The sequence below is a fragment of the Edaphosphingomonas fennica genome (assembly GCF_003034225.1).
In the GTDB taxonomy this organism is placed as follows: Bacteria; Pseudomonadota; Alphaproteobacteria; order Sphingomonadales; family Sphingomonadaceae; genus Sphingomonas_E; species Sphingomonas_E fennica.
In genome coordinates this window covers 12,448-36,937 of sequence record NZ_PHHF01000032.1, presented here as the reverse complement: position 1 = coordinate 36,937, position 24,490 = coordinate 12,448, and the positions used below count along the sequence as shown (strand labels likewise).

Below are 24,490 nucleotides of genomic sequence, written 5' to 3'. Positions count from 1 at the left end.
CATCCGTGATCCGCCGATGAAGCCTCACCGGGCGGAGGGAACTCCGCAACGCCTGCGCGCGGCCGATATCGGCCTGATCGCGATGCTCGCCTTCGTGGTGATGTTCGAAGGCTTCGACATCAGCCTGACCAGCGTGGTCCTGCCTTTCGTCGGCAAGGCTTATGGCGTGGATGCGGAGGGGCTGGGCCGATCGCTTTCGGTGATCGGGCTGGGCGCGATCGCGGCCTGGTTCGTGATCCGGCTGAGCGACCGCTTCGGCCGGCGGCCGGTGCTGCTGCTTTCGGCCGGGGCCTTCTCGATCGGATCGCTCGCAACGATCCTGATGCCGACGATCGAAAGCTATACGCTGGTGCAGGCGCTCACCCGCATCGCCTTGGTCTCCCAGATCGCCACGGCCTATCTGATCGTGTCGGAAAGCCTGCCGCCCGCGCTGCGCGGCCGCGCGGCCGGCCTGCTCGGGGCTTGCGGCAGCTTCGGCGCGGCGCTGCCGGCGGCCCTGCTGGCGACGGCGCTCGATACGTCCTTGTCATGGCGGGGGCTGTTCCTCGTCGGTGGGGCGCCGCTGCTCATCCTGCCTCTGTTGTGGTTCCGGCTTGGCGAAACGCCGGCTTTCGCGGCGCGCAAGACTGCGCCGTCCAACGTGCTGGGAGAGCTGCGGATGCTGGTCGCGCCCGGCCTCAGGCGCCGCTTCGTGGCGATGAGCCTCTTATGGCTGATCGTCAATTTCAGCGCCGTCGTATCGACCTTCTTCTTCACTTACTATGTGCTCAACGAACGCGGCTGGACGGCGGCGGACCTCGCGCTGATCGCGCCCTTCGGCCTGGGATCGGCCTTCTTCGGCTATCTTGCCGCCGGCTTCCTGATGGACGGCATCGGCCGGCGGGCGACGGCGGCCCTGTTCTTCGTGGCGAACGGCTTTCTCGTCATGATCTGCTACGCCGCCACCGGCTGGCTGGCGATCGCGGCCTGCTATGTCGGCATCCAGGCGATGCTGGGCACGTGGACGATATGCTTCACCCTCAATGCCGAGCTGTTTCCTACCCATGTCCGGGCAGCGGCCAATGGCTGGTGCCATAACCTTATCGGGCGTTGGGGAATGGTGGGCGCCCCGCTACTGATCGGTTGGCTTTCCCGCCTTTGGGGGTCCGTTGGCACGACCTGCTTCTGGCTGGGGCTGAGCTGCTTCGCGGCTCTCCCGGTCATCCTGTTCGCGCTGCCCGAAACGCGGGGGCGCAATCTTTCAACCGAGGAGAGTGACGCATGAATCGCATGGTGGGCAAGGTCGCCCTGGTTACCGGCGCCGCATCGGGCATCGGCCGCGCAAGCGCGGTGCGGCTGGCCAGCGAAGGCGCGATCGTGATCTGCGCCGATCGCAATATGGCGGGGGCGGAAGAGACCGCATCCGGCCTTTCCGGGGCCAGTGCCGTTCAGTTCGACGCTGCATCCGCCGCCTCGTGCCGCGATCTCGTCGCGCATGTCGTCGCCAGGCACGGCAAGCTCGACGTGCTGTGCAACATCGCCGGCATCGGCGGCTTCGGCCACGCGGCGGAGATCAGCGATGAAAGCTGGGATCAGCTTGTCGCGATCAACCTGTCATCGATCTTCCACCTCACCAAGGCGGCCTTGCCCCATCTGGAGAAGACCCAGGGCAATATCGTCAACATGGCGTCCGCTTCGGGACTCGTCGGCGCGGCCTATGCCTCGGCCTATTCGGCCACCAAGGCCGGCGTCGTCGGCTATACCCGAACCGTCGCGATCGAATATGCCGCGCGCCAGGTCCGCGTGAACGCCATCTGCCCCGGTGGGGTGGATACGCCGCTGATCGCGGGCGGCATGGGCGATATCGAGGGCGTGGATTTCGCCCTTATCCTGCGGATGTCGCCGAAGATGGCGCCGCTTGCCCAGCCGGAGGACGTGGCCGCCGCCGTCGCCTTCCTCGCATCCGACGACGCCCGTTTCATCACCGGCATCATGTTGCCGGTGGATGGCGGTCAGACGGCGGGCTGAGGCGATATCGGCAACGCTCCTTCGGCCACCACCTGCAGGCTGGCAAGGAGCGTCCAGCCCGATGGCAGGGAGGGGATGGCGGTTTCCGTGCCCTCCCGAATCAACAGGGCGTCGCAGGGCGCGCGTGACGCAGCGTCGAACGGCGTCAGGAAATCGAGCGTCACGGCCTCCGCACCGGCCGATGCGGCGACCGCCGCGATCAACCCGGCATTGTCGTGCCCGCCGAGGAGGTGGACGGTGCGTAGGCCGAGCGGCACGAGGCGGCTTGTCGGCGCGGGTTCGGCCAGGGCGGGGCGGATGTTGGGCGGATCCGCGAAATTGCGCTCGTCCGCCCGCATCCTTTCCCCGGCCTCGCCGGCCAGCAGCGTGGCGATGGCCGCGGGATCGGCCGTCCAGAATTCGGAAATGCAATCGAAACCGGGTTCCTGCCCGTCGACGATATGATTGCGGACATAGCCGGCGAAATGGAAATAGCTGTCCGCCAGCGGGGCGTGGCGGGTCTCGTAATAATTGCGGAAATCAGGCCGCGCGATGCCGGCCAGGCGGGGCAGGAAGCCGATCGATTTCATCATGCCGCGATGCTGGCCCCGAGCCCGGCCGAGGGAAAGGAGCGGGCGGGAGCCGGTGGCGCTTTCGCCGTCCGATGGCGCGATTTCCGGGCGATCGGGATCGATCGCCCGGCAGGAGATAGCGATCAAATCGGAATTAAACCGCCATTTTCTCCGAAAGCGATACGCGGTCGAGGATGTTGGCCGTTTCATCACGGACGGAAAGCATCACCGCGCGCAGCCGGCAGGTCGCTTCGTCCACGCAATTTTCGCACGGATGGTAGGCCAGCCGGGCGGCGCAGGGCACCAGCGCCAGCGATCCCCGCGTCAGCCGCACGATCTCGCCATAGGTGATCTCCTCGGGCGGCCGCGCCAGCCAGTAGCCGCCTTCCTTGCCGCGCAGCGTCTCCACCAGCCCGGCCCGCTTCATTTCCGAAAGGATCACGGTGAGGAATTTCGCCGGGATGTTCTGCGCCTCCGCGATCTCCGGAAGCTGCACCGGACCCTCGCCATAACGATCCCCCAGATGGAGGAGCGCGCGTATTGCATATCGGGTTCGTTGAGAAAGCACGGCGCGTTCTTTGGCGCTGCCCGTGGCGGAGTGCAAGCATTGCGAAAAGGGCGTGCAACCTTTCCTTGACGATGTGGCATAACCGCCCCTATGGAGCCGCCCACCGACGCAATGTCGTGGCGATCGTAGCTCAATCGGTTAGAGCGCCGGTTTGTGGTACCGGAGGTTGCGGGTTCGATCCCCGTCGATCGCCCCATCACCTTATGGCTTGGGAAGCCGGGTGATTTTGGGGATGATTTTCTCGACCAGAAACTTTATTGCAGCGATGCGAAATAAAATTTCTAGAGGTCGAGTCGATGACAGCGCCGTGGGATTTCCCCGATTATGACGACCATGAGGGCGTCCACCTGTTCCGTGATCAGGCATCGGGCCTGACGGCGATCATCGCGATTCACTCGACCGCGCTCGGCCCGGCGGCCGGCGGCACGCGCTTCTGGCATTATCCGAATCGGGCCGACGCCATCACCGATGCCCTGCGCCTGTCGCGGGGGATGAGCTACAAGAACGCCATGGCCGGCCTGCCCATGGGCGGCGGCAAGGGCGTGATCCTCGCCGATCGCAATCGCACCAAGACGCCGGAAATGCTGGCGGCTTTCGGCCGCGCGGTCGAATCGCTCGGCGGGCGCTACGTGACGGCCGAGGATGTCGGCATCACCGATGCGGACATGGTCGAGGTGCGCAAGCAGACCACCCATGTCGCGGGCCTGCCGGTGGGCAGCGACGCGGCCGGCGGTGATCCCGGCCCCTTCACCTCGCTGGGGGTTTTCCTGGGCGTGAAGGCGGCGATTCGCCGCGCGCTGAAGCGGGATGACGTGGCCGGCGTGCATGTGGCGATCCAGGGCGTCGGCAGCGTCGGCGGCGGCCTTGCCCGCCGGCTCGCGGCCGAAGGCGCCCGCCTGACGCTGGCGGACGTCGATGCGGCGCGTGCGGAGCGGCTGGCCGAGGAGCTGGGCGCGAAGACGGTGGCCGCCGGCGATATCGCCCGGGTCGAGGCCGATGTGTTCAGCCCCTGCGCGCTGGGCGCCATCCTCGATGAAGCGAGCATTCCGCTGCTTTCGGTGCCGGTCGTCGCCGGCGGCGCGAACAACCAGCTCGCCACCAAGGAAGATGGCGCGCGCCTCCATGCGCGCGGCGTCCTCTACGCGCCCGATTATGTCATCAACGGGGGCGGCATCATCAATGTCGGCCTGGAATATCTGGGCGGCGCAGACCGCGCCGAAGTCGAACGGCGAATCGGTCATATCCCCGGTCGGCTCGAACAGATCTGGCAGGAAAGCGCGGAGACGGGCGATCCTTCCGCCGAAGTGGCGGACCGCATCGCAAGGCGCCTGATCGGCCGCCACTGAGCGTTATTCCTTGCAAGCAACTGGCGGGCCGCCGAATTTCGTCGGCCCGTCTTGCATGGGCCGCCGAGGCGCGGGTTTCTTCATTTCGGAATAAGGGACTCGGCCTGCCGGGAAGGTCGCATTTGTCTGGACGATCGATCGCCGTTGATGATAATCATTGCCAGAGCATTAACCACATAATAACGTGTTCAACCGGGGTCGCGCCCAACGGGAGGTGACCTGTGCGTTTTTCAGTATTCATGCTTGGCGTGTCGGCGATGTTCGTCGGGGGCGCCGCCTATGCGGATACGACTGTCGTTCCGGCGTCGTCGCTAACGTCCTCCGGTAATTACTACACCGATAATATCGGCGATATCGTAGTGATGACCGGGGGCGGCAACGCGCCGGGGATCGGCAATCCTAGCGGCCGGAACGACGACGGCTTCAGCGGGCCGATCGATCTCGGCTTCAACTTCACGCTGTATGGCAACACCTACAGCTCGCTCTACATCAATAATAACGGCAATGTCAGCTTTGGCGCCGGCATATCGGCTTATGTGCCGACGGGGCCGACGGGTGCCAATGCGCCGCTGGTTTCGGTGTTCTTCGGGGATGTCGATACGCGCGGCGCGAATAGCGGGGTGGTGCATTACCAGCTCGACACCCCCGGCCAGCTCATCGTCACCTGGGACAATGTCGGCCGCTATAATGGGCGATCCGATCTGCTGAACTCGTTCCAGCTCGTGCTGCGCAGCGACGATTTCGTCATCCCGACGAACGAAGGCCAGATCGGCTTCTTCTACAAGAATATGGGTTGGGACCAGACGGACACCAGCCAGGTCGCGGCCATCGGCTTCGGTGACGGGGCCGGCAATGCCACGATACTGGAAGGCTCGCTTTCCTCCGGCCTGAACCGCGTGGTCCAGAACAAATATATCTGGTTCAACGCGAATCTGGAGCCGGTGCCGTCCGGCGTTCCTGAACCGACGACTTGGGCGATGATGCTCATCGGCTTCGGCGTGGTCGGCGTATCGATGCGCCGCCGCCAGCGGGTGCGCGTCGCCTTCGCCTGATCGCGAATGCCCGGCGGCATGTCCGCCGGGCATCGCACCGCAGATTTTCCGGCTGTCAGACGGGCGGCGTCGCGGCCACCGAATCGCGGCGCAGGCGATGTTCGCGATAGGCGGTGTAGAGGCCGCTGCCGGCGATCATCGCCGCGCCCGCCAGCGTGGCGAGCGAAGGGCCGGTGGCCCAGATCAGCCAGCCCAGGCTGATGGCGATGATGATCTGCAGATAATCGAACGGCGCCACGGTCGATACCGGGGCCGCGCGCAGCGATGCCGTCATCAGCAGCTGGGCGGCCGCGCCGGCCCAGGCGCCGATGGTCAGCAGGCCGAAGGTGGCGGCGTCATGCCCGCTACCCCAGATCGCCGTGCCGATGCCGCCGACGATCGCGCAGCCGACGAAGAACCAGAATACGATCGCGCCCACCGTCTCGGTGGAGCCGAGCTGGCGCAGCGTCACCGTCACCGCCGATGTGCCGACCGCGCCGCCCAGCGCCACGAGGATGCCGATCGCGGGCAGGCCGGATGCCGCCCCCGGCCGGGTGATCACCACCACGCCCAGGAAGCCGATCGCCACCGCAAGCCAGCGGTGCCGGCCGACATGCTCGTGCAGCAGCAGCGCCGAAAGGATCGTCGCGAAGATCGGGGCGGTGAAGCCGATGGTGGTGGCGTCCGCCAGCGGCAACAGGATCAGCGCCGTGAAATTCAGGGTGATGCCCGACAGCCCGATGATCGATCGCCACACATGCGCGCGCGGCCGGTTCGGGCGGATGGTGGCGAAGCCCGGCCCGATCGCCAGCCATGCCAGCACGATCGGCAGGCCGAAGATCGATCGGTAGAACACCATCTCGATCGCGATCACGCCATGTTCGCCGGCCAGCTTCATCGCCGCCTGCATGATGCCGAACATCACCACCGAACCGATCCGGAGCAGGATGCCGCGCATCGGATGGTCGGCGGGGCGCGGGGCGGAGATCGTGGCGGTCGGCATCGCGGCCGGCCATAGGGGGGCTGGCCGGGCAGGAAAACAGCCAAAAAGAAACGGCGGGCATATTTTGTCGCATGCCGGCCCGCTTCCCCAGCGCGGCGACCTGCTCTAATAGCACGCTCCACGCATGCATATCTTCGCCAATCCCAATCGATTTCTGGGCATCGCCCGTCCGCTGACGCCCTGGCTTGGCTGGGGCGGCGCCGTGCTGACCGCGATCGCGCTCCTTTCCGGCCTCTTTCTCACGCCGCCCGAGCAGTTGCAGGGGGAAAGCGTCAGGATCATGTATGTCCACGTCCCCTCGGCCTGGCTCGGCATGGGCGGCTGGACGGGGATCGCGGTCGCCAGCCTGATGCAGCTCGTCTGGCGGCATCCGCTGGCGGCGGTGGCGGCCCGCGCGGTCGCGCTGCCGGGCGCGTTGTTCACGGCCATCTGCCTCGTCACCGGATCGATCTGGGGCCGGCCGACCTGGGGCACCTGGTGGGAATGGGACGGGCGGTTGACCTCGATGCTGGTGCTGCTGTTCCTCTACATCGCCTATATCGCGCTGGCCGGCGCGACGGCGGATCGGGCGGGCGGCAGCCGGGTGGCGGCGATCTTCGGCCTTGTGGGGGCAATCAACATTCCGATCATCAAATATTCGGTCGACTGGTGGAACACGCTCCACCAGACGGCCAGCATCACGCTCACCAAGAACACGATCGATCCGTCGATCCTGTGGCCGCTGCCGATCGCGCTCATCGGCTTTTCCATGCTGTTCGGCGGGATCGTGCTGATGCGGATGCGCGCCCTGCTTGCCGAGGCGCGGATCGAGGCCCGGCTGAAGCGGATGGCCGACGCATGAACCACTGGCCCTTCATCATCGCCGCCTACGCCATCACCATCGCCGGCCTCGCCGGCCTGACCTTGGCGAGCTACGCCGCCATGCGCCGGGCCGAGGCGCGGGCCGACGCCGTCAGGAAATCGCGATGAAGGCGAAGCATCAGCGCCTCGTGCTGGCGCTCGTCGCGGTCGGCGCGATCATCGGCGCGGCCTTCCTCGCCATGTCCGCGCTCAAGGACACCGCCGCGCTGTTCCGCACGCCGAGCGAGGTGGCGAAGGGGCAGGTGCCGATCGACAAGCCGATGCGGCTTGCCGGCATGGTCGTGCCGGGATCGATCGCCCGCGATGCCGATGGCGTCACCATTCGCTTCCTGCTGACGGACGAGGGGGCGACCGCGCCGGTGCGCTTCAGGGGCATAACCCCCGATCTGTTCAAGGAAGGATCGGGCGCCGTCGCGGAAGGGCGGCTGGGCGCGGACGGCATCTTCGTGGCGGACAATATCCTGGCCAAGCATGACGAACGCTATATGCCGCCGCAGATGGAAAGCGCGATGAAATCCGAAAAGGACAAGGCCGCCAGGCAGGGAAGGCGGCCATGATCGCGGAGGCCGGCCTCGCCGCGCTCTGGCTCGCGGCGGCGCTCGCGGGGCTGGAATTGCTGCTGGCGGTCCTCGGCCTGCGCGGCCGGGGCGAGCTGATGGCGAGCGTGCGCCCGATCGCGGTGGTGCAGGGCATCCTCGTCGCCATCGCCTTCGCGTGCCTCATCATCCTGTTCGTGCGTGTGGACCTCAGCGTCGCCTTGGTCGTCGCCAACGATCATTCGGCCAAGCCGCTGCTCTATCGCTTCGCGGGCGCCTGGGGGAACCATGAAGGCTCGATGCTGATGTGGGTGACCATATTGGCGCTGGCCGGCGGCGCCGTCGCGCTGTTCGAACGCAATCTCAACGAACGCACGCTGATCGCCACGCTGGGCGCGCAGGCGTTCATCGGCCTCGGCTTCTATGCCTTCCTGCTCTTCGCCTCCAACCCGTTCGAACGGGTGAGCCCGCCGCCGGCCGAGGGCAACGGCCTCAACCCCCTGCTGCAGGATCCCGGCCTCGCCTTCCATCCGCCGACGCTCTACCTCGGCTATGTCGGCCTGTCGGTCGCCTTCTCCTTCGCGGTCGGGGCGCTCGTCACCCGCGACGTCGGCCCCGCCTTCGCCCGCGCGATGCGGCCATGGGTGCTGGCGGCGTGGATCATGCTCACCCTCGGCATCACCGCCGGCAGCTACTGGGCTTATTATGAGCTGGGCTGGGGCGGCTGGTGGTTCTGGGACCCTGTGGAGAACGCCTCGCTGATGCCGTGGCTGGCGGCGACGGCGCTGCTCCATTCGGTGACGGTGCTGGCCACCCGCGACGGCCTGCGCGCCTGGACGGTGATGCTGGCCGTCGTCGCCTTCTCCATGAGCATGGTGGGCACCTTCCTCGTCCGTTCCGGCATCCTCACCTCGGTCCACGCCTTCGCGGTTGATCCGCAGCGCGGCGCCTTCATCCTCGGCCTGCTGGTCATCTATATCGGCGGCGCGCTCACCCTGTTCGGGCTGCGCGTGGGCACGGTGAAGGAAGGATCGCAGTTCGAGGCGGTCAGCCGGGAAGGGGCGCTGGTCGTCAACAACCTGCTGCTCTCCGCCATCCTCGGCATCGTCCTGGTCGGCACGCTCTATCCGCTGATGGCGGAGGCGATGACGGGGGAGAAGCTTTCGGTCGGCCCGCCTTATTTCAACAGTGCCGCCGGGCCGATCGCGCTGCTGCTGATGGTGGTGATGGCCGCCGGCCCGCTGCTCAAATGGCGGCGGGACGACTGGCGGCCGCTGGTCGCCCGCCTCGCCGTGCCGGCGCTGCTGACGGCGCTGGCGCTGCTGGCGCTGGCCATCTGGGCGCCGCCCATCGGCATCTTCCCGCTGCTCGGGCTGGTGCTGGCGGCGGGCGTCGCCGCGGCCAGCGTGGCGCCCTTGTGGAAGCGCAAGCTCCGCCGCACGCCTTTGTTCATCTGGGGGATGGTGATCGCGCATCTCGGGGTGGCCGTGGCGTTGGTCGGCATGGCATCCGAAACCGCTTTCACCAAGGAAACGCTGGTGGCTGCCCGGCCGGGCGAAACGCACCGCGTCGGCCCCTGGGCGGTCCGCTTCGACGGCGTCGAGCCCGTGGCCGGCCCGAACTGGACGGCGGTGGAAGCCACGCTCACCGCCACGCGCGGCACGTCGCCCGCACGCACGCTCACCACCCAGTCGCGCATGTTCTATGCTCCGCCCACCGAAACCAACGAGGCATCGATCACCACTGTGCTCGATGGCCAGCTTTATGTCGTGCTCGGCAATTCGGACGATCAGGGCCGCTGGCAGCTCCGCTTGTGGTGGAAGCCGTGGGTGACCCTCATCTGGATCGGCGGCGGCCTGATCGCGCTGGGCGGCGCGCTTTCGCTGCTCGGCCGCGTGCTGCGCGAACGCCGCAGCCGCCTGGCGCAGGAGGCCTGGGCATGAAGCTTCGGACCGTGCGGATCATCCTGTGGGCGCCGTTGATCCTGTTCCTGATCTTCGTCGGCGCGTTCGCCACCGGCCTGATCCGGCCGGAAAGCCGGGTGATCCCCTCCAAGATGGTCGGCAAGCCGCTGCCGCAATTCGTGTTGCCCTCGGGCGCGCCGGGCATGCAGGGCCTTTCCACCGCCGATTTCGCGAAGGGCGAGCCGCGCCTGCTCAACGTCTTCGCAAGCTGGTGCGTGCCCTGCGCGGCGGAGGCGCCCCAACTCACCCAATTGGCTGAAGCCGGCGTGAAGATCGATGCGATCGCCATCCGCGATCGGCCGGAGGATGTGGCCGGCTTCCTCGGTCGCTGGGGCAATCCCTACCAGCGGATCGGCAGCGACACGCAGAGCGCCGTCCAGATCGCGATGGGTTCCGCCGGCGTGCCCGAAACCTTCGTAGTCGATGGCAAGGGCATCATCCGCCACCAGCATATCGGCGAGATCCGGCCCGAGGATGTGCCCGCCATCCTGGCGGCGGTGAAGGCCGCGCGATGAGGCGGCTGGCGATCCTGCTGGCCATGGCGATGGCGGCGCCCGCGCTGGCGGATTCGGCGATGCCCCCGGCCGAGCTTGCCTACAGCCAGCTTCCCGATCCCGCGCAGGAGGCCAGGGCCGCCGCGCTGATGAAGACGCTGCGCTGCCTCGTCTGCCAGGGCCAGTCGATCGCGGATTCGGATGCGGAGATGGCGGGCGACATGCGCGCGCTCGTCCGCAGCCGCATCGCCGCCGGCGAAACCCCCGATCAGGTGCGCGGCTGGCTGATCGAGCGTTATGGAAATTGGGTGAGCTACGATCCGCCGCTCGATCGGCTGACATGGCCGCTCTGGGTGCTGCCGGCGGTGCTGATCGCAGCGGGCGCGTGGCTTGCCCGCGGCCGGTTCAGGAAAAGGAAGCACTGATGGGCTGGGCGATCATCGCGGCGATGGCGCTGGCCGCGCTCGGCCTGCTGTGGAAATTCGGCCGACTGCCGCGCGGCGGGCTGGAATTGACGGGCGCGGCCCTGTTCCTCGGATTGGCGGGCTATGCCTGGCAGGGCAGCCCCACGCTGGCCGGCAGCCCCACGCCGCCCCGCGCCGCGACGCGCCAGCCGGATACGGCGACGGCGCAGGAGCGGGCGGCGATGTTCCCGGAAGTGGGCGGCGACGCCAACGTCCTCCAGGCCGCGCAGAACCTGCATGAACAGGGCCTCGATGCCTATGCCATCGCCACGCTCCGCGCCGGGCTCAACCGCAATCCGCGCAGCGCCGATCTCTGGGTGGGGCTGGGCAATGCGCTGGTGGTCTATGCCGATGGCCGCATGTCGCCGGCGGCGAAGCTCGCCTTCGATCGCGCGGCGCAGATCCAGCCCGATCATCCGGGGCCACCCTTCTTCCTCGGCCTCGCCTTCGCCCAGGCCGGCCAGTTCGATCAGGCGGAAGCGATCTGGCGCGGGCTGCTGGCGCGCAGCCCCGAAAACGCGCCCTGGCGCGGCGATATCGAACAGCGCCTCGGTCAGCTCGAGATGATGCGCGCGCAGATGGGGCGTTAAGCCCAGAACCACATTCCCAGGAAAGGCTGCGGATACGACAAGGCCGGGATCGCCTTCCCCGGATAAGGGACTGGGGGAAGGCGATCCCGGCCTCCTGCCGGAACTGACGGGGGGTGGGGGGAAGTCAGTTCAACGGCAGGTTAAGGGCTTCGGCGACGGCCGCGTGGCGGATCTTGCCGGCGGAGATGTTGAGGCCGGCCGCAAGGTGCGGATCGGCTGCCATCGCGGCTTCGGCGCCGAGATTGGCGATCTTCAGCGCGAAGGGCAGGGTGGCGTTGTTCAGCGCGAAGGCAGAGGTGCGGGCGACCGCGCCCGGCATGTTGGCCACGCAATAATGGATCACGCCTTCCTCGACGAACACGGGGTCGTCATGGGTGGTGGCATGGCTGCTTTCGAAGCAGCCGCCCTGGTCGATGGCGATATCCACCATCACCGAACCGCGCTTCATCGTCTTCAGCATGTCGCGCGTCACCAGCTTCGGCGCGGCCGCGCCCGGAACCAGCACGGCGCCGATCACCAAATGGGCCTTGCGCACCGCCTCGGCGATCGCCGCCTTGGAGGCGTAGGCCGTCTTGATCTGGCTGGAAAAGAACATGTCCAGCTCGGCCAGCCGCTCGTTATTGATGTCGTAGATGGTGACGTCCGCGCGCATGCCGACGGCCATCTGCGCGGCATTCACGCCCGCCACGCCGCCGCCCAGGATGGCGACGCGCGCCGGCGCCACGCCGGGCACGCCGCCCAGCAGCACGCCGCGTCCGCCCTGTTCCTTCTCCAGATAATGCGCGCCCACCTGCACGGACATGCGGCCGGCGACTTCGGACATCGGCTTCAGCAGCGGCAGCCCGCGATTGCTGGACGTCACCGTCTCATAGGCGATGCAGGTCGCGCCGGATTTCATCAGCCCTTCGGCCTGCGGCTTGTCGGCGGCGAGGTGGAGATAGGTGAAAAGGATGTGGCGCGGCTCCAGCAGCGCGATCTCGCCCGGCTGCGGTTCCTTTACCTTCACGATCATGTCGGATTGGGCGAACACCTCCGCCGGGGTCGCGACGATGCGCGCGCCCGCGTCGATATAGTCCTGGTCGCTGAAATCGATGCCGTCGCCGGCCCTGGTCTCCACCACGGCCTCGTGGCCCGCGGCCACCAGCTCCGCGACGGAGGCGGGCGTCAGGCCGACGCGATATTCGTGGTTCTTTATTTCCTTGGGTATGCCGATCCGCATGACCGCCTCTCCATCGCAATCCTGATGGCAAAGGAATATAACTCGATAGCGCCCGCAAATCCGTGCAAAGATGGGTGCTGCTCATCAGGATATACGCATGGTTCCGTCATGAAGGCCCCGAAAATCGGAGGATTGATGCAAGGAAGCCCGGATGGGCAGATCGACCGAGTCGATCGCGGCATCATGAAGATGCTCGCGGCCGATGCGCGAACCTCCGTCAGCCGCATCGCCGAGCGGGTCGGGCTTTCGCAGTCGGCGTGCACCCGGCGCATCCAGGCGATCGAATCCACGGGCCGGATCAGTGGCTATGGCGTGCGCTTCGGCCTGCGCCGCATGGGCTTCCGCGTGACGGCGCTGGTGGACATCACCCTCAACACCCAGGTGGAGGAGGAGCTTGCCCAGTTCGAGCGCGCGGTCGCCGGCATCATCGGCGTGGTCGAATGCAACCTCGTGTCGGGCGCCAACGATTACCGGCTGAAGATCATCTGCCGCGACCTCGACGATTATGAACGCATCCATCGGGAACATCTGGGGAAGCTGCCGGCGGTCAGCACGATCAACAGCAGCTTCGTGCTGCGGTCGATTCCCACGCGGAGCGAAGCCGATGCGATGCTTGCCTGAGGTGGGCCGATCCGGCGGGCGTTGCGGGGGGCATGGCCCCATGCTAGGGGCCGCGCCGGTCGCCGCCTGCTGGGGCAATAGGGGTGGACGCCGTTCCGTGGACAGAACAGGGTCCATTCTTCGATGAGCAGTGAATCGATCGAGCATCATGCCGGTCACGGCCACGCGCCCGAGGGCGCCGGCCTGCTGAAACTTTCGCTGGGCGCCATCGGCGTCGTCTTCGGCGATATCGGCACCAGCCCGCTCTACGCCTTCCGCGAAACCTTCGCGGGCCATCATCCGCTCACGCCGGACGAGCTGCATATCCTCGGCGTCCTCAGCCTGATCTTCTGGTCGATGATGCTGGTGGTGACGATCAAATATGTCTCCATCATCATGCGGGCCGACAATAAGGGGGAAGGCGGCAGCCTGGCCTTGCTGGCGCTGATCAACCGCCGCGCTCAGAACAAGCGCTGGTCCAACGGCATCATCCTGCTGGGCGTGTTCGCCACCGCCCTGTTCTTCGGCGATTGCATGATAACGCCCGCCATGTCGGTGATGTCGGCGGTCGAAGGCCTTACCGTCGTCGAAAGCGGGTTCCAGCCGCTCGTCCTGCCGATCTCGGTGGGTATCCTGATCGTGCTGTTCATGATCCAGTCGCACGGCACCGCCCGGGTCGGCATGCTGTTCGGGCCGATCATGGTGATATATTTCCTGGCGCTGGCGACGCTCGGCCTCATCCATATTGCCGCCGATCCCACTATCCTGCGCGCGCTCAACCCGCTATACGCCATCCGTTTCTTCTGGACGGACGGCTGGACGGCCTTCCTCGCGCTCGGCAGCGTCGTGCTGGCTGTCACCGGGGCCGAGGCGCTCTATGCCGACATGGGCCATTTCGGCCGCAACCCCATCCGCGTGTCATGGATGGCCTTCGTGCTGCCCGCGCTGATGCTCAACTATCTGGGGCAGGGGGCGATGATCCTGGCGATGGACGCCGCCACCGCGGCGGAGGCGATCCACAACCCCTTCTTCCTGCTGGCGCCCGACGAGTTCCGCCTGCCGCTGGTGCTGCTGGCGATGGCCGCCACCGTGATCGCCAGCCAGGCGGTCATCACCGGCGCCTTCTCCGTCACCCATCAGGCGATCCAGCTCGGCTTCATCCCGCGCCTGCGCATCACCCACACCAGCGCCAGCACGGTCGGCCAGATCTATATCCCGGTGATCAACTGGTCGCTGATGGTGATGGTGATCCTGCTCGTGCTGAGCTTCCAGACCTCGTCGAACCTCGCCGCCGCCTACGGCATCGCCGTCACCGGCGCGATGCTGGTCGATACCTTCCTGCTCGCGGTCGTGCTGTTCAGCCTGTGGCACTGGAACAAGCTGTGGGCGGGCTTCCTCGTCGCGATCTTCTTCCTGGTGGATATCGCCTATTTCACGGCGAACCTCACCAAGGTGCCCGATGGCGGCTGGTTCCCGCTGTTCGTCGGCTTCGTGGCCTTCACGCTGCTCACCACCTGGGCGCGGGGCCGCTATCTGATGATCGAGCGGATGCGCGAAGCCGCGATGCCGGTGAAGGTGTTCGTGAAGTCGGCGGTCAGCTCCGCCACCCGCGTTCCCGGCACCGCCGTGTTCATGACCTCCACGCCCGAAGGCGTGCCCCACGCGCTGCTCCACAATCTGAAGCACAACAAGGTGCTGCACGATCGCGTGATCCTGCTCACCGTGAAGATCGAGGACATGCCCTTCGTCGATTCCGACAACCGGGTCGCGATGGAGGATCTCGATCAGGGTTTCTATCGCGTCGTCCTGCGCTTCGGCTTCATGGAGGAACCTGATGTGCCGCAGGGGCTGGCCAGCGTCACGGGTTGCGGGCCGAAGTTCAAGATGATGGACACCAGCTTCTTCCTCGCCCGGCAGACGCTGCTGCCCTCGTCCCACCCCGGCATGGCGATCTGGCGGGAAAAGCTGTTCGCCTGGATGCTGCGCAACGCCGAAAGCGCGATGGAATTCTTCAAGCTGCCCACCAACCGCGTGGTGGAACTCGGCAGCCAGGTGGAGATTTAGTCTCCACCTGAAAGGCGGGACGCGGATGGAGGATATCGCCGGCTGGATCGCCCCGGCCGCGACGATGGTCGCGGCAATGATGACGGCTGCGAATCTCGGCTCGCGGATCACGGGCTGGGGGTTCGTGGTCTTCACGATCGGGTCGGTGGCATGGACGGTGGTGGCGATCTCCACCGGCCAGCGGAACCTGCTGGCGGCCAATATCTTCCTTTCGGGCGTCAACCTGATCGGCATCTGGCGCTGGCTGGGGCGCGAAGCCCGGCTCGACGATGGCGCCAGGGCGGCGCGGTGGCGCAGCCGCACCGCTGCCGTGCCGGATCTGTTCGCGATAACCGCCATGGAAGGGCAGCCGCTGAAGGGACTGGACGGTGCCCATCTCGGCTCCGTCGCGGGCGCGACGGCGGAGGTCGCGAGCGGCAGGATCGCCTATCTGCTTGTCCGCATAGGCGGCGTCGCCGGCATCGGGGAGAGCTTTCGCGCCCTTGGCTGGGATGCCGTCACGCCCGAGGGAGACGGCTTCCGAACGGCCCTTTCGGAACCGGCGCTCGCCGCCTTGCCGGAAGTGGACCCGGCATGCTGGCCTGCCGCTGCGACGGAGCCTCCTCAGCCGAAGATGCGCGGCCCTTCATAATCGGCCACACCGGGGCCGGCCGCCGGGCCGCGTCCGGGCAACAGCATGCCATGTTCCGCCAGCAGCCGGCGGACCTGGTTGACGGTCATCGGCTTGCCATAATGCCAACCCTGGCCCTTGTGGCAGCCGATCGCCTTCAGCTGCTCGATGATGCCCGCATCCTCGATCCCCTCGGCGGTGATCGGCAGGCTCAGGCTTTCGCCCAGCCGGGTGATGGCGGTGACGATCGCGGCGCTTTCGGGGTTGTCGGTCATCGACAGCACGAAGCTCTTGTCGATCTTGATCCGGTCGAAGGGCAGCGCCCGCAGATGCGCGAGGGAGGAATATCCGGTGCCGAAATCGTCGAGCGCCAGCCGGATGCCCTGATTCTTCAGGCTGCCGATGATCGATTGGGCAAGCCCGAGGTTGTCGAACAGCGATGTCTCGGTGATCTCGATCTCCAGCCGGCTGGCGGGAAAGCCGGTCTCGACGAGGAGCTTGACGATCTTCTGCGCCAGCCACGGATCCTTGAGCTGGCTGGGCGAGATGTTCACCGAAAGCGTCAGCGCCGGGTCCCAGCCCTTTGCCTCCTCGAACGCCTGCCGCATCACCGATGTGGAAAGATCGCCGATCAGCCCGCATTCTTCGGCGATCGGGATGAAGATGTCCGGGCCGATCACGCCCTGCACCGGATGGTCCCAGCGGGCGAGCACCTCGAAGCCCTGTATGCTGCCGGTCGAAAGATCGATCTGCTGTTCGTAATAGGGCACGAACTCGCCCTTGGGGATGCCGTCGCGCAGGCCCGCCTCGATGGCGTTGCGTAGCTGCAGCTCGCGCTCCATCGACGTATCGAACCAGGCCACGCGATTGCGGCCGCCGCGCTTCGCCGCATACATGGCGATGTCGGCGCGGCGCATCAGCGCTTCCATCTCGCCGCATTCCCGTTCCGACCGGGCGATGCCGATCGAGGCAGTCACATGCGCGCGCGCGCCGTCGAGATCGAAGGGGGAGGATAAGCGGGCGGCGATGCCGTCGGCCATGGCGTCGATATGGGCGGTGCTGCCGGCCTCGGTCAGGACCGCGCAGGCGAATTCGTCACCGCCCAGCCGGGCGACCAGCGCGCCGGGGGGCAGAGCGCCCTCGATCGCGGCGGCGCAGGCCTTCAGCAGCTTGTCGCCGACGCCGTGGCCGTGCAGGTCGTTCACCGTCTTGAAATGGTCGAGGTCGATCATCATCACCGCCATGGCGCGGTTCCGGCCGGCCCTTGCCAGCAGCGCGGCGCCGCCATCCCCGAGCGACCGGCGGTTGAGCAGGCCGGTCAGCGGATCGCTTGCCGCCAGCGAATGGGCGCGTTCCTCCGCCACGGCGCGTTCGGACACTTCATGCTGCAGGTCGCGATAGCGCCGCCAGCCGAACAGCAGCAGGGCGATGTTGAGGATGACGGCGGTGGTCAGCAGCCGATCGCCGTCGCTGACCGCCACGTCGCCCATCAGCCTGCCGAAGAAGCGGCCCATCATCGTCCCGCCCGTCCAGGCGAACAGCAGGATCGCCGCGACCGTGATCCCGCCCGTCACCATATCGCGGCGGGCGCTGGTCAGCCCCGTCAATTTTCGCGCGTTGCGCCGCCAGATGCGCCAGGCCAAGGACCGCTCCCATTGGGTGTGATGGCTCTCCATCGGCCCCAAGGGGTGCAAATTCTGTTAAACCCGCAAGAAAAAGGGGATGGAACAGCGCAATTGCCGTAACGGCAGCTCGCCTGCCTTGCGTTCGCGCCCGCGATCGGCTAGGCGGCCCCGGTTCGTTCCGCATCGAACGCGACGTTGAAGCGCCCGAGGGTGCACGCTGGCCGGCGAGGTTTCGCCCGCCGGCGTGTTTGCGTTTGGAGCGGGATGGAAAGGTTTAACGGCCGGAGTGTGGCGATGTTCGAAAGTCTGAGCGAACGGCTTGGCGGCGTTTTCGACCGTCTGCGCGGCCGTGGCGCGCTGAACGAGGCGGATGTCCGCGCGGCCATGCGCGAGGTCCGCATCGCCCTGCTCGAGGCGGACGTGGCGCTCCCGGTCGTCCGCGAGTTCGTCGACAAGGCGACCGAGAAGGCCGTCGGACAGCAGGTCCTGAAATCGGTGACGCCGGGGCAGCAGGTCGTGAAGATCGTCAACGATGCGCTGGTCGAGATGCTGGGTGCCGAAGCATCGGACCTCGATGTCGATGTCACGCCGCCCGCCGTCGTCATGATGGTCGGCCTGCAAGGCTCGGGCAAGACGACCACGACGGCCAAGATCGCCAAGCGGCTCACCGAAAAGGGCCGCAAGAAGGTGCTGATGGCATCGCTGGACGTCAATCGCCCGGCCGCCCAGGAACAGCTCGCCACGCTCGGCACCCAGGCGTCCGTCGCCACCCTGCCGATCGTCGCCGGCCAGCAGCCGGTCGATATCGCGAAGCGGGCGCTCCAGGCCGCGAAGCTCCAGGGCTTCGACGTGGTGATGCTCGACACCGCCGGCCGCCTCCACGTCGATCAGGCGCTGATGGAGGAGATGAAGGCGGTTGCCGAGGTTTCGGCCCCGCATGAAATCCTGCTCGTCGTCGACTCGCTGACCGGCCAGGACGCCGTCAACGTCGCCAAGAGCTTCTCGGAACAGGTGCCGCTTACCGGCGTGGTGCTCACCCGGATGGACGGCGATGCCCGTGGCGGCGCCGCGCTGTCGATGCGCGCCGTCACCGGCAAGCCAATCAAGTTCGCCGGCACCGGCGAGAAGCTCGACGGGCTGGAGCCGTTCCAGCCCGCGCGTGTCGCCGGCCGCATCCTCGGCATGGGCGATGTCGTCAGCCTCGTCGAAAAGGCGGCGGAGACGATCAAGGTCGAGGAGGCCGAGGCGCTCGCCGCCAAGATGGCCAAGGGCCTGTTCGACATGAACGACCTGCGCGCCCAACTCAACCAGATGAAGCGCATGGGCGGCCTCGGCGCGCTCGCCGGCATGCTGCCGGGCGTCAAGCAGGTGAAGCAGGCGATGTCCTCCGGCGCCGTCGACGACAAGATCCTCGTCCGCATGGATGCGATGATCTCGTCGATGACGCCCAAGGAGCGCACCAAGCCGGAAATCATCAACGCCAAGCGCAAGATCCGCATCGCCAAGGGCAGCGGCACCACCGTGCAGGAAGTGAACAAGCTCCTGAAGATGCATCAGGAAATGTCCACCGCGATGAAGAAGATCCGCAAGATGGGCGGCCTCAAGGGCCTGGGCGCCCTCCTTGGCAAGGGGGGGCTGGGCGGCGGCCTCGGCGGATTGATGGGCGGTGGCGGCGGCATGCCGCAGCTTCCGCCCGGCGGCCTGCCCGGCCTCGGCGGGGCGCTCCCGCCCGGCTTCGACAAGTTCGGCAAGAAATAAGCATTCCCAAACCGTTCAATCCAATCCAGTTCAACAGAAGGAAGTCACCATGTCCGTTTCCATCCGTCTCGCTCGTGGCGGCGCCAAGAAGCGTCCTTACTACCGCATCGTCGTCGCCAACTCGCGCGCTCCGCGTGACGGCGCCTTCATCGAGAAGATCGGCACCTACAATCCGCTCCTCTCCAAGGACGATCCCGCCCGCGTGACCGTGAATGTCGAGCGCGCGAAGCATTGGCTGGCCGTCGGCGCGCAGCCGACCGACCGCGTCGCCCGCTTCCTCGACGCCGCCGGCGTGAAGGAGCGTGCGGCCCGCAACAACCCGAAGAAGGCCGAGCCGGGCGAGAAGGCCAAGGAGCGCGCCGAGGAGCGTGCGGCCAAGCTCGCCGCTGCCGAGGAAGCCGCCAACGCCCCGGCCGAGGAAGCGCCCGCCGCCGAAACTCCGGCCGAGGAAGCTCCGGCTGCGGAAGCCGCCGAGGGCTGATTGCGGCATGAGGCGCGGGGCCGCACGCCGCGCGCCTCATCCTGGTGAAGGGAATGGATGGGATGCACGATCGCCCCGTGACGCTGGCGGCCATCATCGGCGCGCACGGCATAAAGGGCGAAGTGCGTCTCAAGCTCTTCACCGATGATCTTGCGCCTTACACCACGCTTCACGCCGGAGACCGCGCCTTCACGCTGAAAAGCGTGCGGCCCGGCTCCAACGGCGCCGTGGCGCGCTTCGCCGAGATCGCCGATCGCGATCAGGCGGAGGCGCTGCGGGGCGTGGCGCTCACCGTCCCCCGATCGGAGTTGCCGCCGCTGGGGGAGGGTGAATATTATCATGTCGACCTGATCGGCCTGCCCTGCGTCGCCGATGGCGTCGATCTGGGCACGGCGGTGGCGGTCGAGAATTTCGGCGCCGGCGACATCGTCGAGATCGAGCGGCCCGGCGGCAAGCGCTTCATGGTGCCCGTCGCCGCCGCCGTCACGGTGGAGCCCGATCGCCTGCTGATCGATCCCGCCTTCGTGGAGTAGGTGCACCCCCCGCAGGTTGCGAGGCCGTGGCAACAAGCGTATATACATTTTGTATATACGGAGATCGTGATGGGCGAGGAATATCGCGCCAAGATATTCAAGTCCGGCAATTCGCTGGCACTGCGCTTGCCGAAGGCGCTCGGCCTCAAGGAAGGGCAGGAGATGATCGTGCGCGAGGAGCAGGCGAAATTCACGTTCGAGCCTGTCGAGCCGCCGAAGAAGAATCTCGACATCAGCGGCTTCTGGGGGAAAGCGCCTTGGCTGGAAGCTCCGCTGCGCGAGGATTTCGAGGAGCGGCCGAGCACGATCGCGCGTCGCGAAAAAGAGGCTCGCGACAAAGCGTGATCCGATTCCTGATCGATTCCGATTGTGCCGTCTACGCCATGACGGCGCGATATGAGGGGCTTGGCCGGCGCCTCTCCCAATGCGAGCCAGGCGAGGTGGGCATTTCCGCGATCAGTTTTGCAGAGGTCGCCCTTGGTTCAAGCAATGGCAAGCCGCCGCCGCGAGATGTGCTGGCTGCTTTCATCCAAGCCATTCCTCTACTTCCTTTCGATGAGGCGGCCGCCCGGGCCTATGCCCAACTGCCGTTTAGGCGCGCCCGCTTCGATCGGCTGCTGGCAGCGCATGCGCTGAGCATCGGGGCGACTATCATCACCAACAATGAAGGTGACTTCTCGGATGTCCCAGGATTGACGGTCGAGAACTGGACATTGCCATGACTTTCGCCGCCACGATCCTCACCCTTTACCCGGAGATGTTCCCCGGCCCGTTGGGGCTTTCGCTGGCCGGCCGCGCGCTGGGCGAGGGCAAGTGGGTCTGCGATCCCGTGCAGATCCGCGATTTCGCGACGGACAGGCATCGCTCGGTCGACGATACGCCGGCGGGCGGCGGCGCGGGCATGGTGATGCGTGCCGATGTGCTGGCCCGGGCGGTGGATCATGCCGTGGATCGTCAGCCCGGCGTGCCGGTGCTGGCGATGACGCCGCGCGGCCGCCCCCTCACCCAGGCGCGCGTGCGCGACTTGGCGGCCGGCCCCGGCGCGATCATCCTCTGCGGCCGTTTCGAGGGGATCGATGAGCGCCTGTTCGAAGCCCGGCCGATCGAGCCGGTGTCGATCGGCGACTATATCCTTTCGGGCGGCGAGATGGCCGCTTTGGTGCTGCTGGATGCTTGCATTCGGCTGCTTCCCGGCGTAATGGGCGCCGCTTCAAGCGGGGACGAGGAAAGCTTCGAAAGCGGCCTCCTCGAATATCCGCATTATACCCGACCTGCCGAGTGGGAAGGGCGCACGATCCCCGAAGTGCTGCGATCTGGGGATCATGCGAAGATCGAGGCGTGGCGCACCGCCATGGCCGAGACGGATACAAGGCTAAGGAGGCCGGATCTTTGGGAGCGCCACGAGGGTGCTCGGGTCCAGTCTCCCTCTGGCGCGCGGCAACAGAAGAAGGAGCGGTGAGCCATGAACCTCATCCAGACGCTCGAAGCCGAGCAGATCGCCAAGATCACCGAAACCAAGAAGATTCCCGAATTCCGTCCGGGCGACACGCTGCGCGTCGGCGTGAAGGTCGTCGAAGGCGAGCGCACCCGCGTCCAGAATTATGAGGGCGTGTGCATCGCGCGCTCGAACAAGGGCATGGGTTCGTCCTTCACCGTGCGGAAGATTTCCTTCGGCGAAGGCGTCGAGCGCGTGTTCCCGCTCTATTCGCCGAACGTGGAATCGATCGAGGTCGTTCGTCGCGGCGTCGTCCGTCGCGCGAAGCTCTATTATCTGCGTGGCCGCACCGGCAAGGCCGCTCGCATCGCCGAGCGCCGCGACACGCGGGTTGCCGCCGAAGCCTGATCGCTTCAGCGCATCTTCGAAAAATCGGGCGCGGGTGGCATGCCATCCGTGCCCTTTTTCTTGCGGGGCATCCTCCCTCTTGCCTCCCCGGCGCTTCATCCCGATAAGCCGGCGATGCTCCGCATTCTCGCCCCCGCCGCCCTGATCGCGGCCGCAGCCCTCGTTCCCTCCACCGCCTTTGCCGAGAAGATCACGCTCGAGCGGCTGTTCGCCAGCCCGGCCATCGCCGGACCGACGCCGCGCCTGCTGAAGCTTTCGCCCGACGGCCGCCTCGCCACCCTGCTGCGCAACCGGCCGGACGATGCCGAGCGCTTCGATCTCTGGGCGATCGACACGCGCACCGGCAAGGCGCGCATGCTGGTCGATTCCCGGAAGGTGGGCACGGGGGCCGCACTGTCGGAGGCCGAGAAGATGCAGCGCGAACGGCTGCGCATCGGCGGCAGCAAGGGCATCGTCGCCTATGATTGGGCGCCTGACGGCCAGCATATCCTGGTTCCGCTCGATGGCGATCTCTACCTCGCAGACCTCGCCGGCGGCGTGCAGCGGTTGACCGACAGCCCGGAAACGGAGCTGGATGCCACGGTCAGCGACAAGGGGCGCTTCGTCTCCTATGTCCGCGAAGGCAATCTTCACGTCATCGATATCGCCAGCCGCGGCGATCGCGCCCTGACCACGGATGGCGGCGGCACGACGAGCTGGGGCGTCGCCGAATTCGTCGCCAATGAGGAGCTGGATCGCCGCCGCGGCCATTGGTGGGCGCCGGACGACAGCCTGATCGCGGTCGCCCGCGTCGATGAAAGCAAGGTCGAGGTATCGTCCCGCGCGGCGATCGGCGCGGAAGGCACGACCCTTTTCCAGCAGCGCTATCCCCGCGCCGGCACCCCCAATGCGGCCGTGGAGCTGTGGCTTATGAAGCCGGACGGTTCGGGCCGGGTGAAGGCCGATCTGGGAACTGATCCCGATATCTACATCGCCCGCGTCAACTGGCTGCCGGATGCGAGCGCGATCCTCGTCCAGCGCCTCAATCGCGCGCAGGACAGGCTCGACATGCTGCGCGTCGACGCCCGCACCGGGGCTTCCACGGTCCTGTTCAGCGAGACGGCGGAAACCTGGGTCAATGTGAACGGCAATCTCCACGCGTTGCGCGACGGCGGCCTGATCTGGTCGTCCGAACGGGACGGCTATGACCATCTCTATCTGTGGAAGGACGGCGCCTTCCGCCAGCTTACCCACGGCAAATGGGCGGTGGAGAAGCTGGTCGGCGTCGACGAGAAGGCCGGCCAGCTGTTCTTTACCGGCTTTGCGGACAGCACGCTCGAACAGCATCTCTACGCGCTCGACTATCGGCAGGGCGGGGAACCCCGCCGGCTGACCGCGGCCGGCACCTGGAACGATGCGGTGATGGACGGCGCGGCCGCGCGCGCCATCGTCACCACCACCCGGCCCGATCAGCCGAAGCAGGTGTGGCTGGCCGATGCCGCCGGCAAGCGGCTTGCCTGGATCGAGGAGAATGCGGTCAAGGGCAGCCACCCGCTCGCCCCTTATGTCGGCGATCTGGTGAAGCCGGCCTATGGCACGATCAAGGCGGCCGATGGCGCCACCGACCTCGATTATGCGATGCTCGTCCCCCCCGGCCTGAAGCCGGGGGAAAAGGCACCCGCCTTCGTCTTCGTCTATGGCGGGCCGCATGCGCATACGGTGAAGCGCGATTTCTTCGATCTCCGCATGCAATATCTCGCCCAGCAGGGCTGGGTGGTGTTCATGCTCGACAATCGCGGCATGGGCGATCGCGGCAAGGCGTTCGAGGATCCGATCCATCTGCAGATGGGCAAGCCGGAGGTGGCCGATCAGCTGAAGGGCGTGGAATGGCTCAAGGCCCAGCCTTTCGTCGATCCGGCCAAGGTCGCGGTGATGGGCTGGTCCTATGGCGGCTATATGACGCTGAAGCTGCTGGAGGCGGCCCCCGGCACCTTCGCCGCCGGCGTCTCGGTCGCCCCCGTCACCCGGTGGGAGCTTTACGATACCGCCTATACGGAACGCTATCTCGGCAATCCGGCGAAGGACAAGGCGCCCTATGACGGTGCCAGCGCCCTCGATAATGCCACCGCCATCGCCGATCCGCTCCTGCTGGTGCATGGCATGGCGGACGACAATGTGCTGTTCGAACATTCGACCGCGCTGATGGCGAAGCTGCAGGATGCGTCCAAACCGTTCGAAACCATGGTCTATCCGGGCAAGACCCACTCCATCTCCGGGCAGGCGACCAGCCTGCACCTGTGGCGGACGATCGAAGCGTTCCTGAACCGCACGGTGAAGGCCGCCAAATAAGGGGAGGGGGGCCT

At 66.8% G+C, this 24,490-nt stretch carries 27 protein-coding genes and 1 tRNA gene; 23 read left to right on the top strand and 5 right to left on the bottom strand.

Translation table 11 applies throughout. From position 1 onward, the window contains the following. Positions 1-16: 16 nt before the first annotated feature. Both CV103_RS07550 and CV103_RS07545 read left to right on the top strand, forming a co-directional pair. Entirely contained in the window at positions 17-1,264 is a 1,248-nt protein-coding gene (locus CV103_RS07550) for an MFS transporter (protein ID WP_107394519.1), read from the top strand. Continuing rightward, the gene (locus CV103_RS07545) at positions 1,261-2,007 is read left to right on the top strand and encodes an SDR family NAD(P)-dependent oxidoreductase (protein ID WP_015456901.1); all 747 of its coding nucleotides are present in this window, start codon (positions 1,261-1,263) and stop codon (positions 2,005-2,007) included. Before CV103_RS07550 ends, CV103_RS07545 begins: the two co-directional genes overlap by 4 nt. On the opposite strand, the gene CV103_RS07540 is transcribed toward CV103_RS07545, so the two are convergent. Both CV103_RS07540 and CV103_RS07535 read right to left on the bottom strand, forming a co-directional pair. Further along, the gene (locus tag CV103_RS07540) at positions 1,992-2,579 is read right to left on the bottom strand and encodes an EthD domain-containing protein (protein ID WP_170112584.1); all 588 of its coding nucleotides are present in this window, start codon (positions 2,577-2,579) and stop codon (positions 1,992-1,994) included. The two genes, CV103_RS07545 and CV103_RS07540, sit on opposite strands and share 16 nt — an antisense overlap. Positions 2,580-2,712: 133 nt before the next feature. Further along, positions 2,713-3,126 carry an RrF2 family transcriptional regulator gene (locus tag CV103_RS07535; protein WP_015456903.1) on the bottom strand — a complete coding sequence of 138 codons (414 nt, stop codon included), beginning with the start codon at positions 3,124-3,126 and terminating at the stop codon, positions 2,713-2,715. A gap of 119 nt (positions 3,127-3,245) precedes the next feature. Here CV103_RS07535 and CV103_RS07530 point away from each other — a divergent pair. From CV103_RS07530 to CV103_RS22820, 3 genes are all read left to right on the top strand, one after another. Further along, positions 3,246-3,322, top strand: a tRNA-His gene (locus CV103_RS07530). 100 nt (positions 3,323-3,422) lie between these two features. Next, positions 3,423-4,472, top strand: a complete 1,050-nt coding sequence (locus tag CV103_RS07525) for a Leu/Phe/Val dehydrogenase (RefSeq protein ID WP_015456904.1) — start codon at positions 3,423-3,425, stop codon at positions 4,470-4,472. 239 nt (positions 4,473-4,711) lie between these two features. Further along, positions 4,712-5,524: a nidogen-like domain-containing protein gene (locus CV103_RS22820; RefSeq protein WP_015456905.1), complete on the top strand. Its 813-nt coding sequence runs from the start codon at positions 4,712-4,714 to the stop codon at positions 5,522-5,524. A 55-nt stretch (positions 5,525-5,579) separates the two neighbouring features. Here the strand turns inward: CV103_RS22820 and CV103_RS07515 are convergent, their stop codons facing one another. Continuing rightward, positions 5,580-6,506, bottom strand: coding sequence for a DMT family transporter (locus CV103_RS07515; RefSeq protein WP_015456906.1), 927 nt, complete (start codon positions 6,504-6,506; stop codon positions 5,580-5,582). A 124-nt stretch (positions 6,507-6,630) separates the two neighbouring features. On the opposite strand from CV103_RS07515, the gene ccmC reads away from it, so the two are divergent. The 7 genes from ccmC to CV103_RS07485 are packed head-to-tail and all read left to right on the top strand — an operon-like array spanning position 6,631 to position 11,415. Further along, entirely contained in the window at positions 6,631-7,347 is a 717-nt protein-coding gene (ccmC, locus tag CV103_RS07510; protein ID WP_107394517.1) for a heme ABC transporter permease CcmC, read from the top strand. Next, the gene (gene ccmD / locus CV103_RS22105; RefSeq protein ID WP_144061961.1) at positions 7,344-7,475 is read left to right on the top strand and encodes a heme exporter protein CcmD; all 132 of its coding nucleotides are present in this window, start codon (positions 7,344-7,346) and stop codon (positions 7,473-7,475) included. The genes ccmC and ccmD overlap by 4 nt, the downstream gene beginning before the upstream one ends. Beyond that, the gene (gene ccmE / locus CV103_RS07505; RefSeq protein WP_107394516.1) at positions 7,472-7,924 is read left to right on the top strand and encodes a cytochrome c maturation protein CcmE; all 453 of its coding nucleotides are present in this window, start codon (positions 7,472-7,474) and stop codon (positions 7,922-7,924) included. Before ccmD ends, ccmE begins: the two co-directional genes overlap by 4 nt. Next, complete coding sequence (locus CV103_RS07500; protein WP_107394515.1) at positions 7,921-9,846, top strand: heme lyase CcmF/NrfE family subunit; 1,926 nt, start codon at positions 7,921-7,923, stop codon at positions 9,844-9,846. The genes ccmE and CV103_RS07500 overlap by 4 nt, the downstream gene beginning before the upstream one ends. Then, positions 9,843-10,382 carry a DsbE family thiol:disulfide interchange protein gene (locus CV103_RS07495; protein WP_015456910.1) on the top strand — a complete coding sequence of 180 codons (540 nt, stop codon included), beginning with the start codon at positions 9,843-9,845 and terminating at the stop codon, positions 10,380-10,382. The genes CV103_RS07500 and CV103_RS07495 overlap by 4 nt, the downstream gene beginning before the upstream one ends. Continuing rightward, positions 10,379-10,786 (top strand): cytochrome c-type biogenesis protein, encoded by a 408-nt coding sequence (locus tag CV103_RS07490; protein WP_107394514.1) that lies wholly within the window; start codon positions 10,379-10,381, stop codon positions 10,784-10,786. The genes CV103_RS07495 and CV103_RS07490 overlap by 4 nt, the downstream gene beginning before the upstream one ends. Next, positions 10,786-11,415, top strand: coding sequence for a tetratricopeptide repeat protein (locus tag CV103_RS07485; protein WP_107394513.1), 630 nt, complete (start codon positions 10,786-10,788; stop codon positions 11,413-11,415). The genes CV103_RS07490 and CV103_RS07485 overlap by 1 nt, the downstream gene beginning before the upstream one ends. A gap of 124 nt (positions 11,416-11,539) precedes the next feature. Here the strand turns inward: CV103_RS07485 and ald are convergent, their stop codons facing one another. After that, positions 11,540-12,634, bottom strand: a complete 1,095-nt coding sequence (gene ald / locus CV103_RS07480) for an alanine dehydrogenase (RefSeq protein WP_015456913.1) — start codon at positions 12,632-12,634, stop codon at positions 11,540-11,542. A gap of 135 nt (positions 12,635-12,769) precedes the next feature. Between ald and CV103_RS07475 the strand changes: the two genes are divergently transcribed. The 3 genes from CV103_RS07475 (at position 12,770) to CV103_RS07465 (ending at position 15,929) form a co-directional block, all read left to right on the top strand. Next, positions 12,770-13,255, top strand: coding sequence for an Lrp/AsnC family transcriptional regulator (locus CV103_RS07475; RefSeq protein WP_236626827.1), 486 nt, complete (start codon positions 12,770-12,772; stop codon positions 13,253-13,255). 123 nt (positions 13,256-13,378) lie between these two features. Then, positions 13,379-15,298, top strand: a complete 1,920-nt coding sequence (locus tag CV103_RS07470) for a potassium transporter Kup (protein ID WP_015456915.1) — start codon at positions 13,379-13,381, stop codon at positions 15,296-15,298. Between the two features lie 25 nt (positions 15,299-15,323). Next, entirely contained in the window at positions 15,324-15,929 is a 606-nt protein-coding gene (locus CV103_RS07465; RefSeq protein ID WP_107394512.1) for a photosystem reaction center subunit H, read from the top strand. Here the strand turns inward: CV103_RS07465 and CV103_RS07460 are convergent. Beyond that, entirely contained in the window at positions 15,902-17,584 is a 1,683-nt protein-coding gene (locus tag CV103_RS07460) for a putative bifunctional diguanylate cyclase/phosphodiesterase (protein WP_015456917.1), read from the bottom strand. The genes CV103_RS07465 and CV103_RS07460 overlap by 28 nt on opposite strands. Positions 17,585-17,827: 243 nt before the next feature. Here CV103_RS07460 and ffh point away from each other — a divergent pair, with 243 nt between their 5' ends. From ffh to CV103_RS07420, 8 genes are all read left to right on the top strand, one after another. Then, positions 17,828-19,291, top strand: a complete 1,464-nt coding sequence (gene ffh, locus CV103_RS07455; RefSeq protein ID WP_211314370.1) for a signal recognition particle protein — start codon at positions 17,828-17,830, stop codon at positions 19,289-19,291. 49 nt (positions 19,292-19,340) lie between these two features. Continuing rightward, positions 19,341-19,772: a 30S ribosomal protein S16 gene (gene rpsP, locus CV103_RS07450; RefSeq protein ID WP_070933919.1), complete on the top strand. Its 432-nt coding sequence runs from the start codon at positions 19,341-19,343 to the stop codon at positions 19,770-19,772. Between the two features lie 62 nt (positions 19,773-19,834). Then, the gene (rimM, locus tag CV103_RS07445) at positions 19,835-20,305 is read left to right on the top strand and encodes a ribosome maturation factor RimM (RefSeq protein ID WP_070935773.1); all 471 of its coding nucleotides are present in this window, start codon (positions 19,835-19,837) and stop codon (positions 20,303-20,305) included. A gap of 69 nt (positions 20,306-20,374) precedes the next feature. Further along, positions 20,375-20,650 carry an AbrB/MazE/SpoVT family DNA-binding domain-containing protein gene (locus tag CV103_RS07440; RefSeq protein ID WP_015456921.1) on the top strand — a complete coding sequence of 92 codons (276 nt, stop codon included), beginning with the start codon at positions 20,375-20,377 and terminating at the stop codon, positions 20,648-20,650. Next, entirely contained in the window at positions 20,647-21,027 is a 381-nt protein-coding gene (locus tag CV103_RS07435) for a type II toxin-antitoxin system VapC family toxin (protein WP_015456922.1), read from the top strand. The genes CV103_RS07440 and CV103_RS07435 overlap by 4 nt, the downstream gene beginning before the upstream one ends. Then, positions 21,024-21,764, top strand: coding sequence for a tRNA (guanosine(37)-N1)-methyltransferase TrmD (gene trmD, locus CV103_RS07430; RefSeq protein WP_107394510.1), 741 nt, complete (start codon positions 21,024-21,026; stop codon positions 21,762-21,764). The genes CV103_RS07435 and trmD overlap by 4 nt, the downstream gene beginning before the upstream one ends. A 3-nt stretch (positions 21,765-21,767) precedes the next feature. Beyond that, the gene (gene rplS, locus CV103_RS07425; RefSeq protein ID WP_015456924.1) at positions 21,768-22,148 is read left to right on the top strand and encodes a 50S ribosomal protein L19; all 381 of its coding nucleotides are present in this window, start codon (positions 21,768-21,770) and stop codon (positions 22,146-22,148) included. 114 nt (positions 22,149-22,262) lie between these two features. Further along, complete coding sequence (locus CV103_RS07420; RefSeq protein ID WP_041864744.1) at positions 22,263-24,476, top strand: S9 family peptidase; 2,214 nt, start codon at positions 22,263-22,265, stop codon at positions 24,474-24,476. Positions 24,477-24,490 lie beyond the last annotated feature (14 nt).